The organism is Mycobacterium decipiens (assembly GCF_963853665.1).
Taxonomy (GTDB): domain Bacteria; phylum Actinomycetota; class Actinomycetes; order Mycobacteriales; family Mycobacteriaceae; genus Mycobacterium; species Mycobacterium decipiens.
In genome coordinates, this window is the sequence record NZ_OY970459.1 from 3,969,021 (window position 1) to 3,985,649 (window position 16,629).

General features: G+C 66.1%; 16 protein-coding genes. 6 read left to right on the plus strand and 10 right to left on the minus strand.

All coding sequences use genetic code 11. From position 1 onward, the window contains the following. Nucleotides 1–132 precede the first annotated feature (132 nt). Genes AADZ55_RS17455 through AADZ55_RS17470 form a run of 4 tightly spaced genes read right to left on the minus strand, consistent with a single transcriptional unit; the run spans nucleotide 133 to nucleotide 2,316 of the window. Complete coding sequence (locus AADZ55_RS17455; protein WP_341286218.1) at nucleotides 133–417, minus strand: WXG100 family type VII secretion target; 285 nt, start codon at nucleotides 415–417, stop codon at nucleotides 133–135. 28 nt (nucleotides 418–445) lie between these two features. Next, nucleotides 446–742: a type VII secretion system ESX-5 protein EsxJ gene (esxJ, locus tag AADZ55_RS17460; protein WP_341286219.1), complete on the minus strand. Its 297-nt coding sequence runs from the start codon at nucleotides 740–742 to the stop codon at nucleotides 446–448. A 57-nt stretch (nucleotides 743–799) separates the two neighbouring features. Continuing rightward, complete coding sequence (locus AADZ55_RS17465; protein ID WP_341286220.1) at nucleotides 800–1,978, minus strand: PPE family protein; 1,179 nt, start codon at nucleotides 1,976–1,978, stop codon at nucleotides 800–802. Nucleotides 1,979–2,016: 38 nt separating this feature from the next. Continuing rightward, nucleotides 2,017–2,316 (minus strand): PE family protein, encoded by a 300-nt coding sequence (locus AADZ55_RS17470; RefSeq protein ID WP_085325732.1) that lies wholly within the window; start codon nucleotides 2,314–2,316, stop codon nucleotides 2,017–2,019. Nucleotides 2,317–2,915: 599 nt separating this feature from the next. On the opposite strand from AADZ55_RS17470, the gene AADZ55_RS17475 reads away from it, so the two are divergent. Continuing rightward, entirely contained in the window at nucleotides 2,916–4,181 is a 1,266-nt protein-coding gene (locus tag AADZ55_RS17475) for a PucR family transcriptional regulator (protein ID WP_085325731.1), read from the plus strand. Between the two features lie 32 nt (nucleotides 4,182–4,213). Here AADZ55_RS17475 and AADZ55_RS17480 read toward each other — a convergent pair whose 3' ends face one another. From AADZ55_RS17480 to AADZ55_RS17495, 4 genes are all read right to left on the minus strand, one after another. Then, nucleotides 4,214–5,623, minus strand: a complete 1,410-nt coding sequence (locus AADZ55_RS17480) for an acyl-CoA synthetase (RefSeq protein ID WP_085325730.1) — start codon at nucleotides 5,621–5,623, stop codon at nucleotides 4,214–4,216. Between the two features lie 39 nt (nucleotides 5,624–5,662). After that, nucleotides 5,663–6,484: an esterase/lipase family protein gene (locus AADZ55_RS17485; protein WP_085325729.1), complete on the minus strand. Its 822-nt coding sequence runs from the start codon at nucleotides 6,482–6,484 to the stop codon at nucleotides 5,663–5,665. After that, complete coding sequence (locus AADZ55_RS17490; protein ID WP_085325728.1) at nucleotides 6,471–7,391, minus strand: alpha/beta fold hydrolase; 921 nt, start codon at nucleotides 7,389–7,391, stop codon at nucleotides 6,471–6,473. The genes AADZ55_RS17485 and AADZ55_RS17490 overlap by 14 nt, the downstream gene beginning before the upstream one ends. Before the next feature lie 212 nt (nucleotides 7,392–7,603). Further along, nucleotides 7,604–9,085 carry an aldehyde dehydrogenase family protein gene (locus tag AADZ55_RS17495; RefSeq protein WP_085325726.1) on the minus strand — a complete coding sequence of 494 codons (1,482 nt, stop codon included), beginning with the start codon at nucleotides 9,083–9,085 and terminating at the stop codon, nucleotides 7,604–7,606. A gap of 168 nt (nucleotides 9,086–9,253) precedes the next feature. Between AADZ55_RS17495 and AADZ55_RS17500 the strand changes: the two genes are divergently transcribed. The 4 genes from AADZ55_RS17500 to AADZ55_RS17515 are packed head-to-tail and all read left to right on the plus strand — an operon-like array spanning nucleotide 9,254 to nucleotide 12,219. After that, nucleotides 9,254–10,516, plus strand: a complete 1,263-nt coding sequence (locus AADZ55_RS17500) for a cytochrome P450 (protein WP_085325725.1) — start codon at nucleotides 9,254–9,256, stop codon at nucleotides 10,514–10,516. Further along, entirely contained in the window at nucleotides 10,513–11,055 is a 543-nt protein-coding gene (locus AADZ55_RS17505) for an FAS1-like dehydratase domain-containing protein (protein WP_085325724.1), read from the plus strand. The genes AADZ55_RS17500 and AADZ55_RS17505 overlap by 4 nt, the downstream gene beginning before the upstream one ends. 41 nt (nucleotides 11,056–11,096) lie before the next feature. Next, nucleotides 11,097–11,552: a MaoC family dehydratase gene (locus AADZ55_RS17510; RefSeq protein ID WP_085325746.1), complete on the plus strand. Its 456-nt coding sequence runs from the start codon at nucleotides 11,097–11,099 to the stop codon at nucleotides 11,550–11,552. Nucleotides 11,553–11,601: 49 nt separating this feature from the next. Continuing rightward, nucleotides 11,602–12,219, plus strand: a complete 618-nt coding sequence (locus tag AADZ55_RS17515; RefSeq protein WP_085325723.1) for a TetR/AcrR family transcriptional regulator — start codon at nucleotides 11,602–11,604, stop codon at nucleotides 12,217–12,219. On the opposite strand, the gene AADZ55_RS17520 is transcribed toward AADZ55_RS17515, so the two are convergent. Next, nucleotides 12,213–13,181 carry a proline dehydrogenase family protein gene (locus tag AADZ55_RS17520; RefSeq protein ID WP_085325722.1) on the minus strand — a complete coding sequence of 323 codons (969 nt, stop codon included), beginning with the start codon at nucleotides 13,179–13,181 and terminating at the stop codon, nucleotides 12,213–12,215. The two genes, AADZ55_RS17515 and AADZ55_RS17520, sit on opposite strands and share 7 nt — an antisense overlap. Beyond that, complete coding sequence (gene pruA, locus AADZ55_RS17525) at nucleotides 13,181–14,812, minus strand: L-glutamate gamma-semialdehyde dehydrogenase (RefSeq protein ID WP_085325721.1); 1,632 nt, start codon at nucleotides 14,810–14,812, stop codon at nucleotides 13,181–13,183. The genes AADZ55_RS17520 and pruA overlap by 1 nt, the downstream gene beginning before the upstream one ends. Before the next feature lie 83 nt (nucleotides 14,813–14,895). On the opposite strand from pruA, the gene AADZ55_RS17530 reads away from it, so the two are divergent. Beyond that, nucleotides 14,896–16,584: a PucR family transcriptional regulator gene (locus AADZ55_RS17530; RefSeq protein WP_085325720.1), complete on the plus strand. Its 1,689-nt coding sequence runs from the start codon at nucleotides 14,896–14,898 to the stop codon at nucleotides 16,582–16,584. Nucleotides 16,585–16,629: the final 45 nt, after the last annotated feature.

Consider the following 16,629-nt stretch of genomic DNA (forward strand, 5'->3'; position numbering starts at 1 on the left):
ACCTTCGTGCTCCAGTGCGGTCCGTGCAGTTAGGTGGCCGCCATCGTGATGGCGGCCTCGATGACCGCAGACAAGCCGGCCGGGCCCCAGGATAGAGTCCTTGCCGGTTGCCGAGCTACCCGGGGTTTGGTGTTAAGCCCAGCTGGAGCCGACGGCGCTATCGGTTTGGGCCATGTTGCTGCCGGCGGCCTGCACCTTCTGGCCGTGGGTGTTGGCCTGTTCGTAGATCACTTGGAAGTTGCGGCCCAACTGGCTGATGAACTCCTGGCAGGCCACCGAACCGGCGCCACCCCAAAAGTCGCCGGCGGCCAACACATCTCGAACGATGGCCTGGTGCTCGGCCTCCAACGATGCGGCCTGGGCACGGATGGTCGCACCGTGGGTGTCAACATCGCCGAACTGGTAATTGATCGTCATATCGGTACCGTCCTGTCGAGGAATCGGGTCAGCTGCCCAGCACCTGCTGGGAAGCCTGCTCTTGCTGCTCGTAGTGGTTAGCGTCGCGAACCAACCCGTCGCGCACCCCGTGCAACATGTTCACGATGTTGCGAAACGCCTGATTCATCTGGCCCATGGTGTCCAGCGAGGTCGCCTCCGCCATACCGCTCCAGCCCGCACCCGAGATGTTTTGCGCCGACGCCCACATCCGGCGGGCCTCGTCCTCGACCGTCTGGGCGTGCACCTCAAAACGGCCCGCCATATCCCGCATCGCATGCGGATCCGTCATAAAACGTGTGGCCATCTGACTTGTCTCCTCTTATATCTGCGTGACGTTGTGGGTCGGATCCCTGGGTGGGTGTTACCCGGCGGCCGGGATGCGTGGCATCACATAGGCGCGTGGTGGCACCCGCAGCACGTTGCTGAGCCCACCGCCGCCGGCGCGCGCGCCCAGCTGCCCAACCGGCAGTCCGCCCAGCATCTGCCCGGGTCCGGTTTCGGCGGCGCTGGCCAGGCTGGCCAGCGGCAACGCCCGCGCCGCCGGTGTAACGGCCTGGTTGGCCGCGGCCCAGGCCTGCGGCACCGACAACGAGCCGACCGACGCCGCCCGACCCAGGCCCGCGGCCACGCCACCGCCCAGGCCCGACGAACCCAGCTCGGCGCCCAGCGAACTCATCGCCCTCGCCCCGCCTTCCACCGCCGCGGTTTGCACCGCCGCGGCAGCCGCCGCCGGAACAAACCCCTTCATCATCGAGCTCACGGTGTTGGTCATCGACACCCCCGAGTTGGCCATCGACACGTGGTTGCTGACCATCCCCACCATGCTGCCGACCGGCCCCATGTGCGGCGAGATGCCCTTCCACAGTTCACCCAGCTTCGACGAGGGCGCGCCGCCCTGGGTGGGCTGGGCCAGCTGCTGCAGCGCCTGGGGCGCATTGTTCATCACCTGATTGGCCGCGGCGGTGTCGGTGGCCTCCTCGACCACGGCGGCCTGCTCGGCGAGCCCACCCGCGCTGGTCATCTCCGGGGCCTCCTGGAACGGCGTCACCGTCGCCGTCGCCGTGGCCGCCGCAGCCGCATAACCAAACATCGCGGCCGCGTCCTGGGCCCACATCTCCCCGTATTCGGCCTCGGTGACCGCGATCGCCGGGGTGTTCTGCCCGAAGATGTTGGTCGCGACCAGCATCATCAACTGGGTGCGGTTCGCTGCGACCAGCGGCGGCGGTACCGTCAGCCCAAACGCCGCCTCAAAGGCCGTCGCCGCAACCCTGGCCTGGTTGGCGGTCAGCTCGGCCTGACCCGCGGTGGCGCTCATCCAGGCCACGTACGGCGAGGCCGCAGCCATCATCAACCCCGACGACGAACCTATCCACGGCCCCACCGTCAGTCCCCAGACCACCGACTGAAACGCCGACGCGGCCGAATACAGGTCAACGGCCACACTGTCCCACACCTCGGCGGCCACCAGTATCGAGCCCGAACCCGGACCTGTGTACATCCTCGCGGAGTTGATCTCCGGCGGTAACGCCCCGAAATCCATGCTTCTCGTCCTTATATCTGGTGTCGACTGGTCTTGACTCAGCCGGCCGCCGCCGCATTGGCGACTTCGGTGGCCGCATACGAGCCAGCGCTGGTGGTAAGGGTGCTTACAAACTGTTCATGAATCGCGGCAGCCCGAGCGCTCACGGTCTGAAACATCGCTGCGTGCGCGGCGAAGTGCGCTGCAGTCAGCGCCGACACCTCATCCGCGGCGGGTGGCACCACCCCAGTGGTCGGGGCGGCCGCAGCGGCCGCGCTGGCCACTGTGGTAGCGCCGATGCTCTGCAAGGTGCCGGCCGCCGCCGCCAACATCTCTGGTTGTGCCATCACGAAGGACACGCGTTTTCCTCCTCAAATGAGCCCGAGCATTCGCCGGGGAACGATCAGGGACTGTTAGCAGTCAAGCGATCTGGTCGCTTACGTCCTGTCACCGATTCGTCCACGGTGACGAACTGCAGCCAATAATGGCGCCTCCGCACGGGCGCCAATAGGTCAAAAAGTTTCAATCAGCCTGATTCGAAGTGCAATCTGCACCAATCGCTCCCGCCGGCGGGTAAAGATCCCCGATCGGCGTCGACCTGATGTGCAAAATGCACCCGGCGCACATTTCCGATGCCGTTCGACGCGACAACGACGACTAGCCGCGCTACTATGCCCGGTCGTCGGACGATTCCGCAAATTGCGCTGTGTCACAAGCTATTCGACGCGTTCGACACACCGCACATCTTCGCGATCGCGGGTCGCTCGGGACGCCCTACCGGAATCGACGTTGCCGAACGCAGAAAATACATGTCCTGTTTACCTGTTGGCCATTTTTTTGTTGTTTAGGTCGACCCAAGCCCCGATCTCGCACATGCCAGGGGCCGTGCGAAATGAACTCCTGCCCAAAAGTGCGAACGGGGAGTGCAAACTGCATCCGCCGGCCCTAAAATCGGCCCGTGGCATGGCAACAACCCTCGCCGCGAATTCGTGACCTGATCCGCGAGGGAGCACGCATCGCCCTCAATCCAACCCCAGAGTGGATCGAGGAACTTGACCGCGCCACCATTGCGGCCAACCCCGCCATCGCCAACGATCCGGTGCTCGCGAAGGTTGTCAAGACGGCCAACCGCGCCAACCTTGTGCACTGGGCCGCTGCCAACCTGCGCGACCCCGGCGCTCGGGTGCCCGCCAATCTGGGCACCGAGCCGCTGCGGATGGCCCGAGACCTGGTGCGCCGGGGACTGGACACGTTGGCGCTGGACATCTATCGAATCGGGCAGTACATCGCCTGGCGGCTCTGGATCGACATTGCGTTCGATCTCACCTCCGACCCTCAAGAGCTACGCGAGCTGCTCGACGCGTCCGCCCGCTCCGTCAACGACTTCGTCGAGGCCACGCTGGCCGGCATCGCCGCCCAAGTGCAGACGGAACACGACGAGCTGACCCGCGGCACCTACGCCGAACGCCTCGAAGTGGTAGGGCTCATTCTCGACGGTGCCCCGATCACCCGCGAGCGCGCCGAAGCGAGATTGGGCTACCCGCTCAATCGGGCCCATACCGCCGCCATCATCTGGAGCGACGAGCTCGACGGTGATCACAGCTACCTGGACCGGGCCGCCGACGCGTTCTGCCACGCCGTGGGATCGACACGACCACTGACCGTGGTTGCCGGCGCGGCCAGCCGCTGGGCGTGGGTGACCGACGCCGTCGGACTCGACATCGACACGGTTCAGGCGACGGTGGACAGCGCACCAGCGGCGCGCATCGCCATCGGGACAACCGGAAGCGGGGTCGAAGGGTTCCGGCGCAGCCACCTCGAAGCGCTCGCCACCCAACGCACCTTGTCACGGCTACAGTCGAACCAGCGGGTCGCGTTCTTCTCCGACGTCAAGATGGTTGCGTTGATCACCCAAAATCCAAATGCTGCAAGCGAATTCATTACAAGCACGCTTGGAGACCTTGAGTCAGCGAGCCCAGATCTACAGACGACCCTGCTGACGTTCATCAACGAACAGTGCAACGCCTCCCGCGCCGCGAAACGCCTCTACACTCACCGCAATACGTTTCTGCGCAGGCTCGAGTCCGCTCAACGGCTGCTGCCACGACCGCTCGACCATACCTCCGTCCACGTTGCCGTCGCCCTGGAAGCCTTACGGTGGCGCGGCAACACGGCGAACGGGGTAACCCCGTCGGGCAGTCAGAATAGCAGCGTGCCAGCCTAACTACTCAGTGGTACAAGGCATTTCGCTGTAGCTCAGTGTTCCGACAGCAACTGCTTCTTGAGGACCTTCCCCAACGCATTGCGCGGCAGCGCGCCCACGATCCGCACCTCGCGTGGGCGCTTATGCACCGAAAGTTGTTGGGCAACAAAGTTGATAAGCCCGTCGGCGTCGACATCGGCTGAGCACACGACGTAGGCAACAATCCGCTGGCCCAGATCCTGGTCGGGCAGCCCGACGACCGCCGCCTCCGCCACGTCCGGATGTCCAAGCAGCACCGTTTCGATTTCACCTGCGCCGATGCGGTACCCACCCGACTTGATCAAGTCGACCGATTCCCGTCCCACGATGCGGTGCATCCCGCTACCGTCGACTACCGCGACATCGCCGGTACGGTACCAGCCGTCAGCGTCGAACGCCTCGGCGGTGGCATCCGGTCGATTCAGGTAGCCGTCGAACAGTGTCGGGCCACGAACCTGAAGTTTCCCGACGGTTTCCCCATCGTGGCCGACCTCATCGCCGCTGTCATCCACCAAGCGGGTCTGCACACCGGCCAGCGGCGCGCCCACCCAGCCTGGGCGACGTTCACCATCAGCCCGCGTCGACAGGGTGATCAGCGACTCCGAGGCGCCGTACCGTTCGATGGGGCGGTGCCCGGTGAGCTGCTCCAGCTTTTCGAACACCGGCACCGGCAGTGGCGCGCTCCCGGACACCAGCAGCCGCGCCGGTTTGAGCGCCTCGGCGGCCGCCCGGTCAGCCACCACTCGTGACCACACCGTCGGCACGCCGAAGTAGAGCGTGCCGCCCGCCGCACCGTAGCCGGCCGGCGTCGGTTTGCCGGTGTGCACGAAGCGATTTCCCACCCGCAACGACCCGAGTAGGCCCAACACCAGTCCGTGAACGTGATACAGCGGCAAACCGTGCACCAGCACATCGTCGGCGGTCCACTGCCAGGCCTCTGCCAATGCATCCAGGTCGGCAGCGATCGCTCGCCGGCTCAGCTGCACGCCTTTGGGCGGCCCGGTGGTGCCCGACGTGTAGACCACCATCGCGACCGCATCGGGCGACGGCTCGGGATAGCGGTGCCAGGACCGGGCGTGCATGCGCACCGGGATATGCGGCAATCCCTCGGGATCGTCGGGCATCGGGCCCAACCACGCCTGGGCGCCGGAGTCGGTGAGCATGTGTCGTCGTTCGGCGACGCCCACGTCGGCGGGCACCGGAACGACCGGCACGCCGGCGATCAGGCAGCCGGTGACCGCCAGCACCGTCGATGCCCTCGGTGTGGCCAGCACGGCGACGCGGTGTGCGCCGGCGACCCGCTCCGCCACCGACGTTGCCGCGCCGACCAGGTCTCCACGGCTCAGCACGTCGCCGTCAATGCGCACCGCGTCGGCGATATCGGTGCCGGAGACGACAGCAGGGTTCAGGGAGGCGAGCAGCATGTGAGCGACGCTACCCCGAGGCCGTGGTCGACCGCCGCGCTAGGCCGGGCGGGTCTGGGGGTCGGTGACCGCCGCTGGCGGTGCGTCCGGTCGCGGAAACAACGGCCGCAGCACCGCCGGAGGTTGGAACGGAGCCCAGGCGCCGAGCGGCTGCGCAAGCCGGTCGGCGATGGCCCATATCGTGGCCGGATGGTGGCCGTAGCCGATATGACTGCTTAGCACAGCGATGTTTTCCGCACGCTCCGACGGCGCGTCGATGCACGTCTGCCAGGCGACCATGCCGTCGTAGCGGGAGTAGATCGAGGTCGCCGGCACCGGCATGGGCTCGGTTTCGATCTCCAGCGGAAACCCATGACGCTCGACATGTAGGGGTGCCAAGAGCTTGAAGCTGGCCGTGGCGCGGGATTGGGACTCGTGACCGATGCGGTACGGGCTGCCGAGGGTGATCACCTGGCGCACCGCGGACGGATGACGACGGGCCATGGTGCGCGCGAAGATGCCACCGAGGCTCCAGCCGACCAGGCTGACCGGAGCGTTGTAGCGGGTGTGCAGTTCTTCGAGGCGATCGGCCATCCCGGCCACCGCTTTGGCGGTCGGGCCGATGTTCCAACCGAGCTTCCAGCCATGCGCCCGGTATCCGAGACGACGCAGCAGTCGCCGCAGGGTCCAGGTGGAGCCGTCAGGCGCCAGCAAACCGGGCAGCACCAGCACCGGATGACCGTCGCCGACCGGCAACGCCCGCTGCAGCGGCAGCAAGGCGACCAACTGGCCGTACTCGGCTACCGCACGCGGAATATCGGAGAGGTAAAGGCCCAGTGTGGGCGGGGCCGCGGGGCCGTCCACAATTTCAGCTACAGGCATCGGTCTCCTCGTCCCAGATCTTCATCATGGTAGCCAGGATCTCCTCGCCGCGGCCCAGCCCGGCGAGATGACTTTCGCCGGGCAAATGCAGCAGCTCGGCGTCGGGCAACCGGGAAACGACGTGCTCTGCGTGGGCGAACGGGACGATGTGGTCGTGGTCACCATGCCACCAGCGGATCGGAACTTTCACCTGGTCGAGCCGGAATCCCCAGTCGCGGGCAAACACGATGACGTCGGCGAACGGCGCGGCCAGCTGCTTGCGGCTGCCGTTGAGCAGATCGTCGAGAAACATCGCCTTGAACTCGGGACGGGCCAGCAGATGCCGGTCGGCCTGCGGTGACAGCAGACCGTACACGTCGAGGGCCGGCGAAGCGACCGGGCGGGCCATCCGGATCAGCATGCTGGCGCCCAGCCGCAATGGCGTCCCGCCGATTCGCAGCAGCGGCGCGACCCGCACACCCAGGTCCATTAAACCGCCCCCGATTGCGTCGGGGCCCTGCGTCGGTGCCACGCCACCGAGCACTCCGGCCGCCACCACCCGGTCCGGCAGCCCGGCGGCGCAAGCGAGGGTATACGGGCCTCCACCGGACAGGCCGACGACGGCCATCTTGCCAATCCCGAGCGTGTCCGCGATGGTGCGCAAGTCGTCGGCGAACGCGACGATGGTCTCGTACTGGTGCGGTGTCGACGAGCCGATGCCGGGCCGATCGACGCCGATCAAGCGGATGTCCCGCTGTTCGGCGTAGACCCGGGCCTCGGTGGGGATCTGCCGGCGCGCCCCTGGGGTGCCGTGCAGCCAGAACACCGCACGCCCCTGCGGGGCGCCAAACTCGGCGAAGCCGATCTGGCGGCCTTCGCCGACTGCGATGTTTCCTTCCAGCTTGGGTCGGGCGATCGCGGCGGCCATGTCCGGCAGTTTTTCATGTGCCGACGCCGCGGTGCACCTTTTTGGCGGGTCCGGCGCGGCGTCGTGCGCGGATCGGTGCCCACCGGGAGCCCGCCGAGCTGCGGGGTTCCGGCGCTATTGGCGCGAATCACGAGCGATCGATATCACATGCGATGCTCGCTTTGGCGGTTCACCACACGACGTTGCAAGCGGCGCTGGCGTGGCAGATGTGACTATTGGGGAATTCCGATGGCCTTCGGCTCCATGTACCGATGCAAACCGCCCATCCCGCCGCCCTCCCGGCCGAACCCGCTCAGTTTGAAGCCGCCGAATGGCGCGTCGCCCGGACCGCAACCGTTGATCGCGATCTGTCCGGTGCGAATGCGGCGAGCGACCGCCACGGCTCGGTCCACGTCGGCTGCCCACACCGCACCGGAAAGTCCATAGCGTGAGTTGTTCGCGATCGCAACCGCGTCGTCGTCGTCGCGGTAACGCAGCACCGTCAACACGGGCCCGAACACTTCCTCCTGCGCGATGGTCGAATCGGGGTCGACCTCAGTGAGGATCGTCGGTTCGAAGTAGAAGCCGACGTCCAACCCGGCCGGCCGACCGCCACCGGTGACCAGCTTGGCTCCGTCGTGCACCGCCCCGGCGACGTGCGCCTGAACCCGCTGCAGCTGCGCCGCGCTGATAAGCGGGCCCATCCGCACCGCGGGATCCGTGGGATCGCCGACCTGCACGGCACGGGCGAGCCCGACGAGCCGATCGACGACCTCGTCGTGTTTGGATTCGGGGAGAAGCAGCCGGCTGTGCAGGATGCAGGCCTGTCCGGCATGCAGTGAGCAGCAATCGAATAGCAGCTGTTGGAGCATTTCGTCGGTTACGTCCGTGTCGTCGAGCACGATGCTTGCCGACTTCCCGCCGCACTCCAGCAAGATCCGCTTCATGGTGTCGCCAGCGGCTCGCATGACCTCACAGCCGACTACCGAGCTGCCGGTGAAGCTGACCATGTCGATGCGCGGATCGGTGGTGAGCAGTTTGGCGGCCTCGACCCGCGAAGGCGTGACCACGTTGACCACTCCCGGCGGGAAGTCGGTGTGCTCGTCGATGAGTTTGGCGAGCGCCAGTCCGGCAAGCGGGGTGAGCGGCGAGGGCTTGAGCACGACGGTATTGCCCGCGGCCAGTGCGTTGTTCACCTTCATGACGTTGAGGCAGTGCGGGAAGTTCCACGGCGTGAGAACCGACACGACGCCAAGGGGCTCATGGCGCAGCAACGTCGTTCCGGCACCGATTCCGCTGATCGGCTCGTCGATCAAGTTCGCGGCCAGCTGGGCCGCCCGCATGGACATGTACGCGGCGCCGTCGATCTGCATCACGCGCTCATTGGCGATGCAGCCCCACTCCACTTGCGACAGCGCGAAGAACTCGTCGGCATGCTCGCGCAATGCGTCGCCGAGCTGGGTGAGGCAGCCCACTCGGTCCGCAGGGCTCGTGCTGCCCCACGGCCCGTCGTCGAAAGCCCGCCGGGCTGCTGCGATCGCGTCCCCTACCTGAGTCAGGCTTGCATCGGGCGCTGTGGCGATGGCCACCTCGGTGGACGGACAGATGTCGTCATACCGGCCATCCTGCGGCTCGACCCACTGCCCATCGATGTAGAGCCGGTAGGTGTCAACCAGGGTTGGCGAAACAGGTCCCGCGGGTTGCAGCTCGGCCATCGCTTCCTCACCCAAACGTCGGTCATCTAACCACCCCGGTGTACACCCGCCGGCCTTCGGCGTCAATCGGCGCAACCATGAATTACCGGATGCTTCATTAATGTTGCGCCGATATTGACAGCAGTCAGCGGCACGGAGTAGACACTACTCATAGGACAAATCGCGTCAATGTGTCGGATCTCGTGTTTGCGAGAGGGGCTCGCCGTGCACACCACGTTCCCGCTGCACTCCCCCGATTTCTACGCGGGCGACCCGTATCCCGCCTACCGGGAGCTGCGCGCGACGGAGCCGGTGTGCTTCAACGATGTCACCAACTTCTGGGCCCTGCTGAAGTACGAAGACATCCGGTTCGTATCCAGCAATCCGGCCATGTTCTCCTCGACCGGGGGCATCACCATTCCAGATCCGGTGATTGCCAACCCGGTGCAGGAAGGCAGCCTCATTTTCACCGACCCGCCGCGGCACCGGCAGTTGCGCAAGCTGATCAACTCGGGGTTCACCCGGCGGCAGGTGGGCATCTTGGAGCCGACAATCCGCCGGATCGTGCGCGGAATCCTCGACGGCGTCGAACCCGGTTCCACCCACGAATTCGCCGAAGAGATCGCCGCTCCGCTGCCCACCCGCATCATCGCCGGGCTGCTCGGCGCCCCGACCGAGGACTGGGAGCAATTCCGCATCTGGTCGGACGCGACCACCGGGATTGCCGACCCCGAGATCGAACTGGACACCTTCGTGGCCATCGGTGAGCTGGCCGAGTATCTCCAAAAGCTGATCGTGGCCCGGCGCCGCGAACCGCGCGAGGACATGCTGTCAATCCTGGTCAACGCCGAGATCGACGGACACCGGCTCACCGACGATGAACTGGTCAACTTCGCGTTTCTGTTGCTGGTGGCCGGCAATGAAACCACGCGCAATCTGATCGCGCTGGGCACTCTCGCCTTGATCGAGCATCCCGACCAATGCCGCCTGCTGGCCGACGATCCTGCGCTGATCCCGGGGGCCGTGGAAGAGATGTTGCGGTGGAACAGCCCGGTGGTCCACATGGCGCGCACCGCGACAACCGACGTCGAGATCCGCGGTCAACCGATCGCCGATGGCGACGTAGTGGTGATGCTCTACGGGTCGGCCAACCGTGATGAGGAGATCTTCGGTTGCGACTCAGAAGAATTCAAGGTGACCCGTCACCCCAACCCACACATCGCGTTCGGGTGCGGTGAACATGCCTGCCTCGGCGCACAATTGGCACGCCTCGAGGCGTGTTTGCTCTTCGACGAGCTGCTGCGCCGCTTTCCCACCCTCGAACTGGCCGGTGAGGTCGAGCGGGTGCGGGCCACCATGGTGCCCGGGGTGAGGCGCATGCCGGTAAGGCTGGGGACTGAGGCATGGAATTCGAAGACTCGCCGTCTGGCGTCAGGAGGACAGTCCACGTGACCGACCCAGAGATTGCGGCCAAAGTGCGAGCGCTCGTCGGCCAACCCACCGGTGGCACCGGAAAACCCTCGGTAGCACCGGATCCCGTTAATCAACCGATGATTCGACACTGGGCGCACGCGCTGGACGACATGAACCCGGTCTACCTCGACCCGGAGTTCGCGTCCTCGTCTCGGTTCGGCGGAATCGTGTCACCGCCGGTCATGCTGCAAACCTGGACGATGCCGGCACCGCAACTGGAAGGTATCAGGGAACGAGGCGGCGCCCCCACCGAAATCAAAACCAACCCAACGGAATTCCTCGATGAGGCCGGCTACACCAGCACGGTCGCCACGAACTCGGAGTTCGAAATCGAACGGTATCCGCGGTTGGGCGACGTCGTCAGCGCGAGGACGGTCTACGAATCCGTCTCCGACGAGAAGAAGACGGCGCTGGGGACGGGCTTCTTTCTGACCTGGTTGACGACCTACACCGATCAGGATGGTGAGGTGTTGGGGCGGCAGCGATTCCGGGTGCTGCGGTTCAGGCCGGAGCGCTGATGGCGATCTGGATTGAGCAGCAGATATTCGGAAGGACTTTGATGAGCACCCGTACCAGCACGCTGCGCGCCGACGAAATCGACATCGGTGATGAGGTCGCTCCCCTCGAGATCGCGATCACCACAACGATGATCGTCGCCGGCGCGATCGCATCACGTGACTTCATGCCGGTGCATCATGACCGTGACTACGCCAACAAGCAGGGCTCGCCCGATCTGTTCATGAACATCTTGACCACCAATGGGTATTGCGTGCGGTTTCTCACCGACTGGGCAGGACCCGAAGCGATGGTCAAGAATCTATCGATTCGCCTCGGGGTGCCGTGCTTCCCCAATGACCCGCTCCGGTTCACCGGCAGCGTGACCGGCAAGTCGCACGGCGAAGGCCCCGAAGGTCCGCAGCACTTCGTCGAAGTCACCTTCCAGGGGGCCAACAGCTTGGGTAACCACGTGTCTGGCACCGCGGTTCTCAGCCTGCTCGACGGAGCCGGCGCGTGAGTCGCTCGCTGCCGCGCACCGCGCCCTCGCGGGGATCGGGCAGACCGCGATGACACAGGCATCCGCTTTGACCCACGCACCGGATACCCGCGAGCTCATCGTCGAGTCCGCGTACATGTGTTTTCGCAAACACGGAATGCAGAAGACGACGATCGTCGATATTGCCAGGGTGGCCAACGTGTCTCGGAGCACGATCTACGAGTACTTCAGCGACAAGGGCGCCATTCTCGAAGCCTGCGCGGAGCATGCCTCCGAGCACTTCTACCGGGAGATGTCGACAGCCATGAATCGGGGCGGCTCACTGGAGGAAAAGCTCAGCTACGCAGCCGTATTCGTGACTCAGGCGAGACGGGCGATCGCTTCGGAGAGGTACTTCGACGAGGATGCCATCAGCTTGTTGCTGACCAAGGACGCCGGCATGTTGCTGCGCGAATGCGTCGACTTCTTTGCGCCCCATCTTCTAGCGGCCAAGCTCACCGGCGAGGTGCGCAAAGACCTCGATGTCCAGGCAGCCGGCGAATGGTTCGCTCGGATACTGTTCTCGTTGTTCAGTACCCCGTCGTCGACACTGGATATGGATGACGCTGACGTAGTCGTCGAGTTCGTCAGAGCGCACGTCGTACGCGGCTTTGCCAGCGATCGGTCGCGGCCGCGGCGGGCTCAGTGATCGCGCTGTGCCAGCGCTCGGGCGAAGAACGCCAGGTTGGCCGGGCGTTCGGCCAGCCGCCGCATGAAGTACCCGTACCACTGGGTGCCGAAAGGCACGTATACCCGCACACAATTGCCGGCGCCGGCGAGTCGCCGCTGCTCACCGTCCCGGATGCCGTACAGCATTTGGTATTCGAAATCACCTTCGCTGCACCCTGATTCGCTGGCCAAGACGTGCACCGCTTCGATCACCACCGGGTCGTGTGAGGCGACCATGGGATAGCCCGAGCCGGCCATCAGCACGCGCAGGCACCGAAGATAGGAGTCGGTGACCTGGCCGCGGTCTCGGTAGGCCACCGATGCGGGTTCTTCGTAGGCGCCCTTGCACAACCGGACCCGAGCTCCAACAGCGGCGAGCTCCTGGCAATCGCCCAGCGTGCGCCGCAGGTAGGCCTGCACGACGGTGCCCAGCCAGCCGAAATCGACACGCAGGTCACCGGAGATCGACAACGTCGAGTCGGTGGTGGTGTGGTCTTCGGCGTCGACCGTGACCCAGACACCCACCCGCTGGGCCCGCTCGCAGATGGTGCGAGCGTTGTCCAGTGCGATCTTTTGCCCGTCACGATCCAGTGCCTGCCCGAGCGCCGACAGCTTGAGGGAAACTTCGAGCGGCCGCACGCCTTCGGCTACCGTGTCGACCCGGCGGCCCAGCGCGTCGAGAAGGTCAAGGTATGCCCGCACGGTGGCGGCCGCATCGTCGGCGTCGGTGACATTCTCCCCCAGATAGTCGATGCTGACATAGCGGCCCGAATCTCGCAGCGCGGTAACGACAGCCAGGACATCGTCCAGTGTTTCTCCTGGCACAAACCGGCGCACCACTCTGCGGGTGAGCGGTGAGCGTTCGACGGTACGCCGCAACCTAGATGACCGGCTGGCCGCAAGCATGGCCGGCCGTACCGTGTGGGCGAACAACCCGGACATCAGTCGGACGCCATGTGCGGGTAGGTGTGGTCGGTGGCCGGCACAAACGTTTCCTTGATGCTGCGCGCCGAGACCCAACGCGTCATGTTCAACACCGACCCGGCCTTGTCGTTGGTGCCCGACCCGCGCGAGCCGCCGAACGGCTGGCGCCCGACCACCGCCCCGGTCGGCTTGTCATTGACGTAGAAGTTCCCCGCCGCGAACCGCAGCCGCTGCTGTGCGGTCAACACCGCGTCGCGGTCGTCGGCGATAACGGCACCGGTCAGCGCATAACGGGAGCCGGTGTCGATGACATCCAGGATCCGCTCGTACTGCTCATCGGGGTAGACGTGCAGCGACAGCACCGGGCCGAAGTACTCGGTCGCGAAGGACTCATCGGTCGGGTCGTCGGAGAGCAGAACGGTGGGGCGGACGAAATAGCCCACCGTATCGTCGTATTCGCCGCCCGCCGCGATAGTGACACCGGCTGCGCCTTTCGCCCGTTCGATGGCTTTGACGTTCTTGTCGAAGGCGCGCCGGTCGATCAGCGCCCCGCCGAAGTTGGACAGGTCGGTGATATCGCCGTAGCGCAGTTCGGCAGTCGCGTCCAGAAAGTCGTCACCCATCCGCTGCCACACCGAGTGCGCGATAAACGCCCGCGATACGGCCGAACACTTCTGTCCCTGGTAGTCGTAGGCGCCGCGAATCAACGCGGTGCGCAACACGTCCGGTCGCGCCGAGGAGTGCGCGACGACGAAGTCTTTGCCGCCGGTCTCGCCGACCAGCCGCGGATAGCAGTGGTAGCGGCCGATATTGGCGCCTACCCGCTGCCACAGGTGCTGGAAGGTTGCCGTGGATCCGGTGAAGTGGATTCCGGCCAGCCGCGGATCGGCCAGGGCCACATCGGAAACCGCAAATCCGTCGCCGTTGATCAGGTTGATCACCCCGGGCGGCAACCCGGCGGCCTCGAGCAGCTGCATGGTCAGATAGGCCGCCAACGTCTGGGTGATCGACGGCTTCCATAGCACGGTGTTGCCCATCAACGCCGGTGCGCTGGGTAGGTTCGCGGCGATCGAGGAGAAGTTGAACGGGGTGATCGCGTAGACGAAGCCGTCCAGGGGGCGGTAGTCGGTCCGATTCCATTCCCCTTCGACGCTGATCGGCTGCTGTTGAAGGATCTGGCGGGCGAACGCGACCTCGAACCGCCAGAAGTCGACCAGCTCGCAGACCGCGTCGATCTCGGCCTGGTACACCGACTTGGACTGGCCAAGCATGGTCGCGGCGGCGATCTTTTCCCGCCACGGCCCGGCCAGCAGATCGGCGGCGCGCAGGAACACCGCGGCGCGCTCGTCGAACGGCAGTGCCGCCCAGCCGTTCTTCGCGGCGGTGGCGGCCTCGATCGCGGCGCTGGCATCGGCGGTCACGGCGTTGGTCAGGGTGCCCAGCTTCGCGGCGTGCCGGTGCGGCTGGACCACGTCGATCGGCTCGCCGTCGCCCATCCGGTGCTTGCCGCCGATGATGTGCGGGAGGTCGATCGGATCACCGGCCAGCCCGGCCAGCTCGGCTTGCAGCCGGCTGCGTTCGGGGGACTGCGGCGCATAGTGGTGGAGGGGCTCGTTGGCCGGCACGGGCACCTGGGTAATCGCGTCCATGCAGCCAGGATCCCTGGTCGGACCCCACAATCGTTTGGCTGATCAGACAGGATCATGCGGGCTTGCTAGTAGGATCGGACAACATGCGGATAGTTGGAGTCGGGCTCGGCCAGTTGCTGCTGGCGCTGGACGCGACCGTGGTCAGCCTGGTGGACGCCCCGCGCGGCCTCGACCTACCGGTGGCGTCAACGGCGCTGATCGATTCCGACGACGTGCGGCTGGGCCTGGCGGCCGCGGCGGGCTCGGCCGATGTCTTCTTCCTGCTGGGTGTCACCGACGACGAGGCGGTGCGATGGATCGACGGGCAGGCACGCAAGCGCGCGCCGGTAGCGATCTTCGTCAAGGAACCGGCCGAGACCCTGGTGGCGAAGGCCGTCCGCGCCGGGTCAGCGGTGGTAGCCGTGGAGCCGCGGGCCCGCTGGGAACGCCTGTACCACTTGGTCAATCATGTCTTGGAGCACCACGGCGACCGAGCCGACCCCACCGAAGATTCGGGAACCGACCTGTTCGGCCTGGCACAGTCCCTAGCCGACCGCATCCACGGCATGGTCAGCATCGAGGACGCCCAGTCACACGTGCTTGCCTATTCGGCCTCCAACGATGAAGCCGACGAGCTGCGTCGGTTGTCCATTCTGGGCCGCGCCGGGCCCCCCGAGCATCTGAAATGGATCGGTCAATGGGGCATCTTCGACGCGCTTCGGGCCAGCGGTGAGGTGGTGGCAGTGGCCGAGCGCCCGGAGCTGGGCCTGCGTCCGCGGCTGGCGATCGGGATTCGTCAGCCCGCGGTCGGTGCGGGGCGGCCGCCGGTGTTCTCCGGCACCATCTGGGTCCAGCAGGGCTCACAGCCGTTGGCCGACGATGCCGAGGACATGCTGCGGGGAGCGGCGGTGCTGGCTGCCCGGATCATATCGCGACTGGCGGCCCGGCCCAATACGCATGCGCAGCGTGTACAGCAACTACTGGGCCTGGCCGAGGAGGCACCCACGGCGCCCGTCGACGCATCCGTCATCGCCGGTGAGCTCGGTGTTCCCGCCGACGGCAACGCCACGCTGATCGGCTTCGACACCGCCGAAAGCCGGGACACCGCGGCCCGCCAGGCACACCTGGCTGACGTCATGGCATTGAGTGCCAGCGCTTTTCGTCATGACGCTCAGGTCGCCGCGAACGGCTCGCGGATCTATGTGCTGCTGCCCCAGACCACGACGAGCCGGTCGGTCACCTCATGGGTCCGCGGCACGATCAGCGCGCTGCGTGCCGAGCTGGGCATCGGGCTGCGGGCTGCCATCGCCGCGCCGATCGCGGGTCTGGCCGGAGTCACCGCGGCACGTGTCGAGGTAGATCGCGTGCTCGAAAGCGCTGGGCGCCACCCGATCTCGATCGGGCAGGTGACATCGCTGGCCGAAGCCCGCACCACCGTGCTGCTCGACGAGATCGTCACCCTGGTCGGCGCCGACGAACGGCTCGTCGATCCCCGGGTACGTGACCTGTGCGCCCGGGATCCGGTGTTGGCCCAGACCCTGCGGGCCTACCTGGACGCCTTCGGTGATATTGGCGCCGCCGCACAGTCACTGCAGGTGCATCCCAACACCGTTCGGTACCGGGTGCGGCGGATCGAGAAGCTGTCGTCGACCTCGCTGGGCGATCCCGATGTGCGGCTGCTGTTTTCGCTGGGGTTGCGGGTCATCGAGCGCTCGGCTTGGCAGTCCGGCAAAGCGATGGCCGATCGGATGGTCACACCGTCACCGTCCGGCCCCGTAGCCGGCGTTGGGTGACTGGTCGGTGACGATTTCTTCCCGGAGCGGCCAGCCCCCTAACGC

Bases quoted from the DNA above. Each gene is read 5' to 3' on its own strand.
- AADZ55_RS17455 (WP_341286218.1), bottom strand. From the start codon at position 417: ATGACGATCAATTACCAGTTCGGCGATGTTGACACCCACGGTGCGACC.
- esxJ (WP_341286219.1), bottom strand. From the start codon at position 742: ATGGCCACACGTTTTATGACGGATCCGCATGCGATGCGGGATATGGCG.
- AADZ55_RS17465 (WP_341286220.1), bottom strand. From the start codon at position 1,978: ATGGATTTCGGGGCGTTACCGCCGGAGATCAACTCCGCGAGGATGTAC.
- AADZ55_RS17480 (WP_085325730.1), bottom strand. From the start codon at position 5,623: ATGCTGCTCGCCTCCCTGAACCCTGCTGTCGTCTCCGGCACCGATATC.
- AADZ55_RS17485 (WP_085325729.1), bottom strand. From the start codon at position 6,484: ATGCCTGTAGCTGAAATTGTGGACGGCCCCGCGGCCCCGCCCACACTG.
- AADZ55_RS17490 (WP_085325728.1), bottom strand. From the start codon at position 7,391: ATGGCCGCCGCGATCGCCCGACCCAAGCTGGAAGGAAACATCGCAGTC.
- AADZ55_RS17495 (WP_085325726.1), bottom strand. From the start codon at position 9,085: ATGGCCGAGCTGCAACCCGCGGGACCTGTTTCGCCAACCCTGGTTGAC.
- AADZ55_RS17500 (WP_085325725.1), top strand. From the start codon at position 9,254: ATGTGTCGGATCTCGTGTTTGCGAGAGGGGCTCGCCGTGCACACCACG.
- AADZ55_RS17510 (WP_085325746.1), top strand. From the start codon at position 11,097: ATGAGCACCCGTACCAGCACGCTGCGCGCCGACGAAATCGACATCGGT.
- AADZ55_RS17515 (WP_085325723.1), top strand. From the start codon at position 11,602: ATGACACAGGCATCCGCTTTGACCCACGCACCGGATACCCGCGAGCTC.
- AADZ55_RS17520 (WP_085325722.1), bottom strand. From the start codon at position 13,181: ATGTCCGGGTTGTTCGCCCACACGGTACGGCCGGCCATGCTTGCGGCC.
- pruA (WP_085325721.1), bottom strand. From the start codon at position 14,812: ATGGACGCGATTACCCAGGTGCCCGTGCCGGCCAACGAGCCCCTCCAC.
- AADZ55_RS17530 (WP_085325720.1), top strand. From the start codon at position 14,896: ATGCGGATAGTTGGAGTCGGGCTCGGCCAGTTGCTGCTGGCGCTGGAC.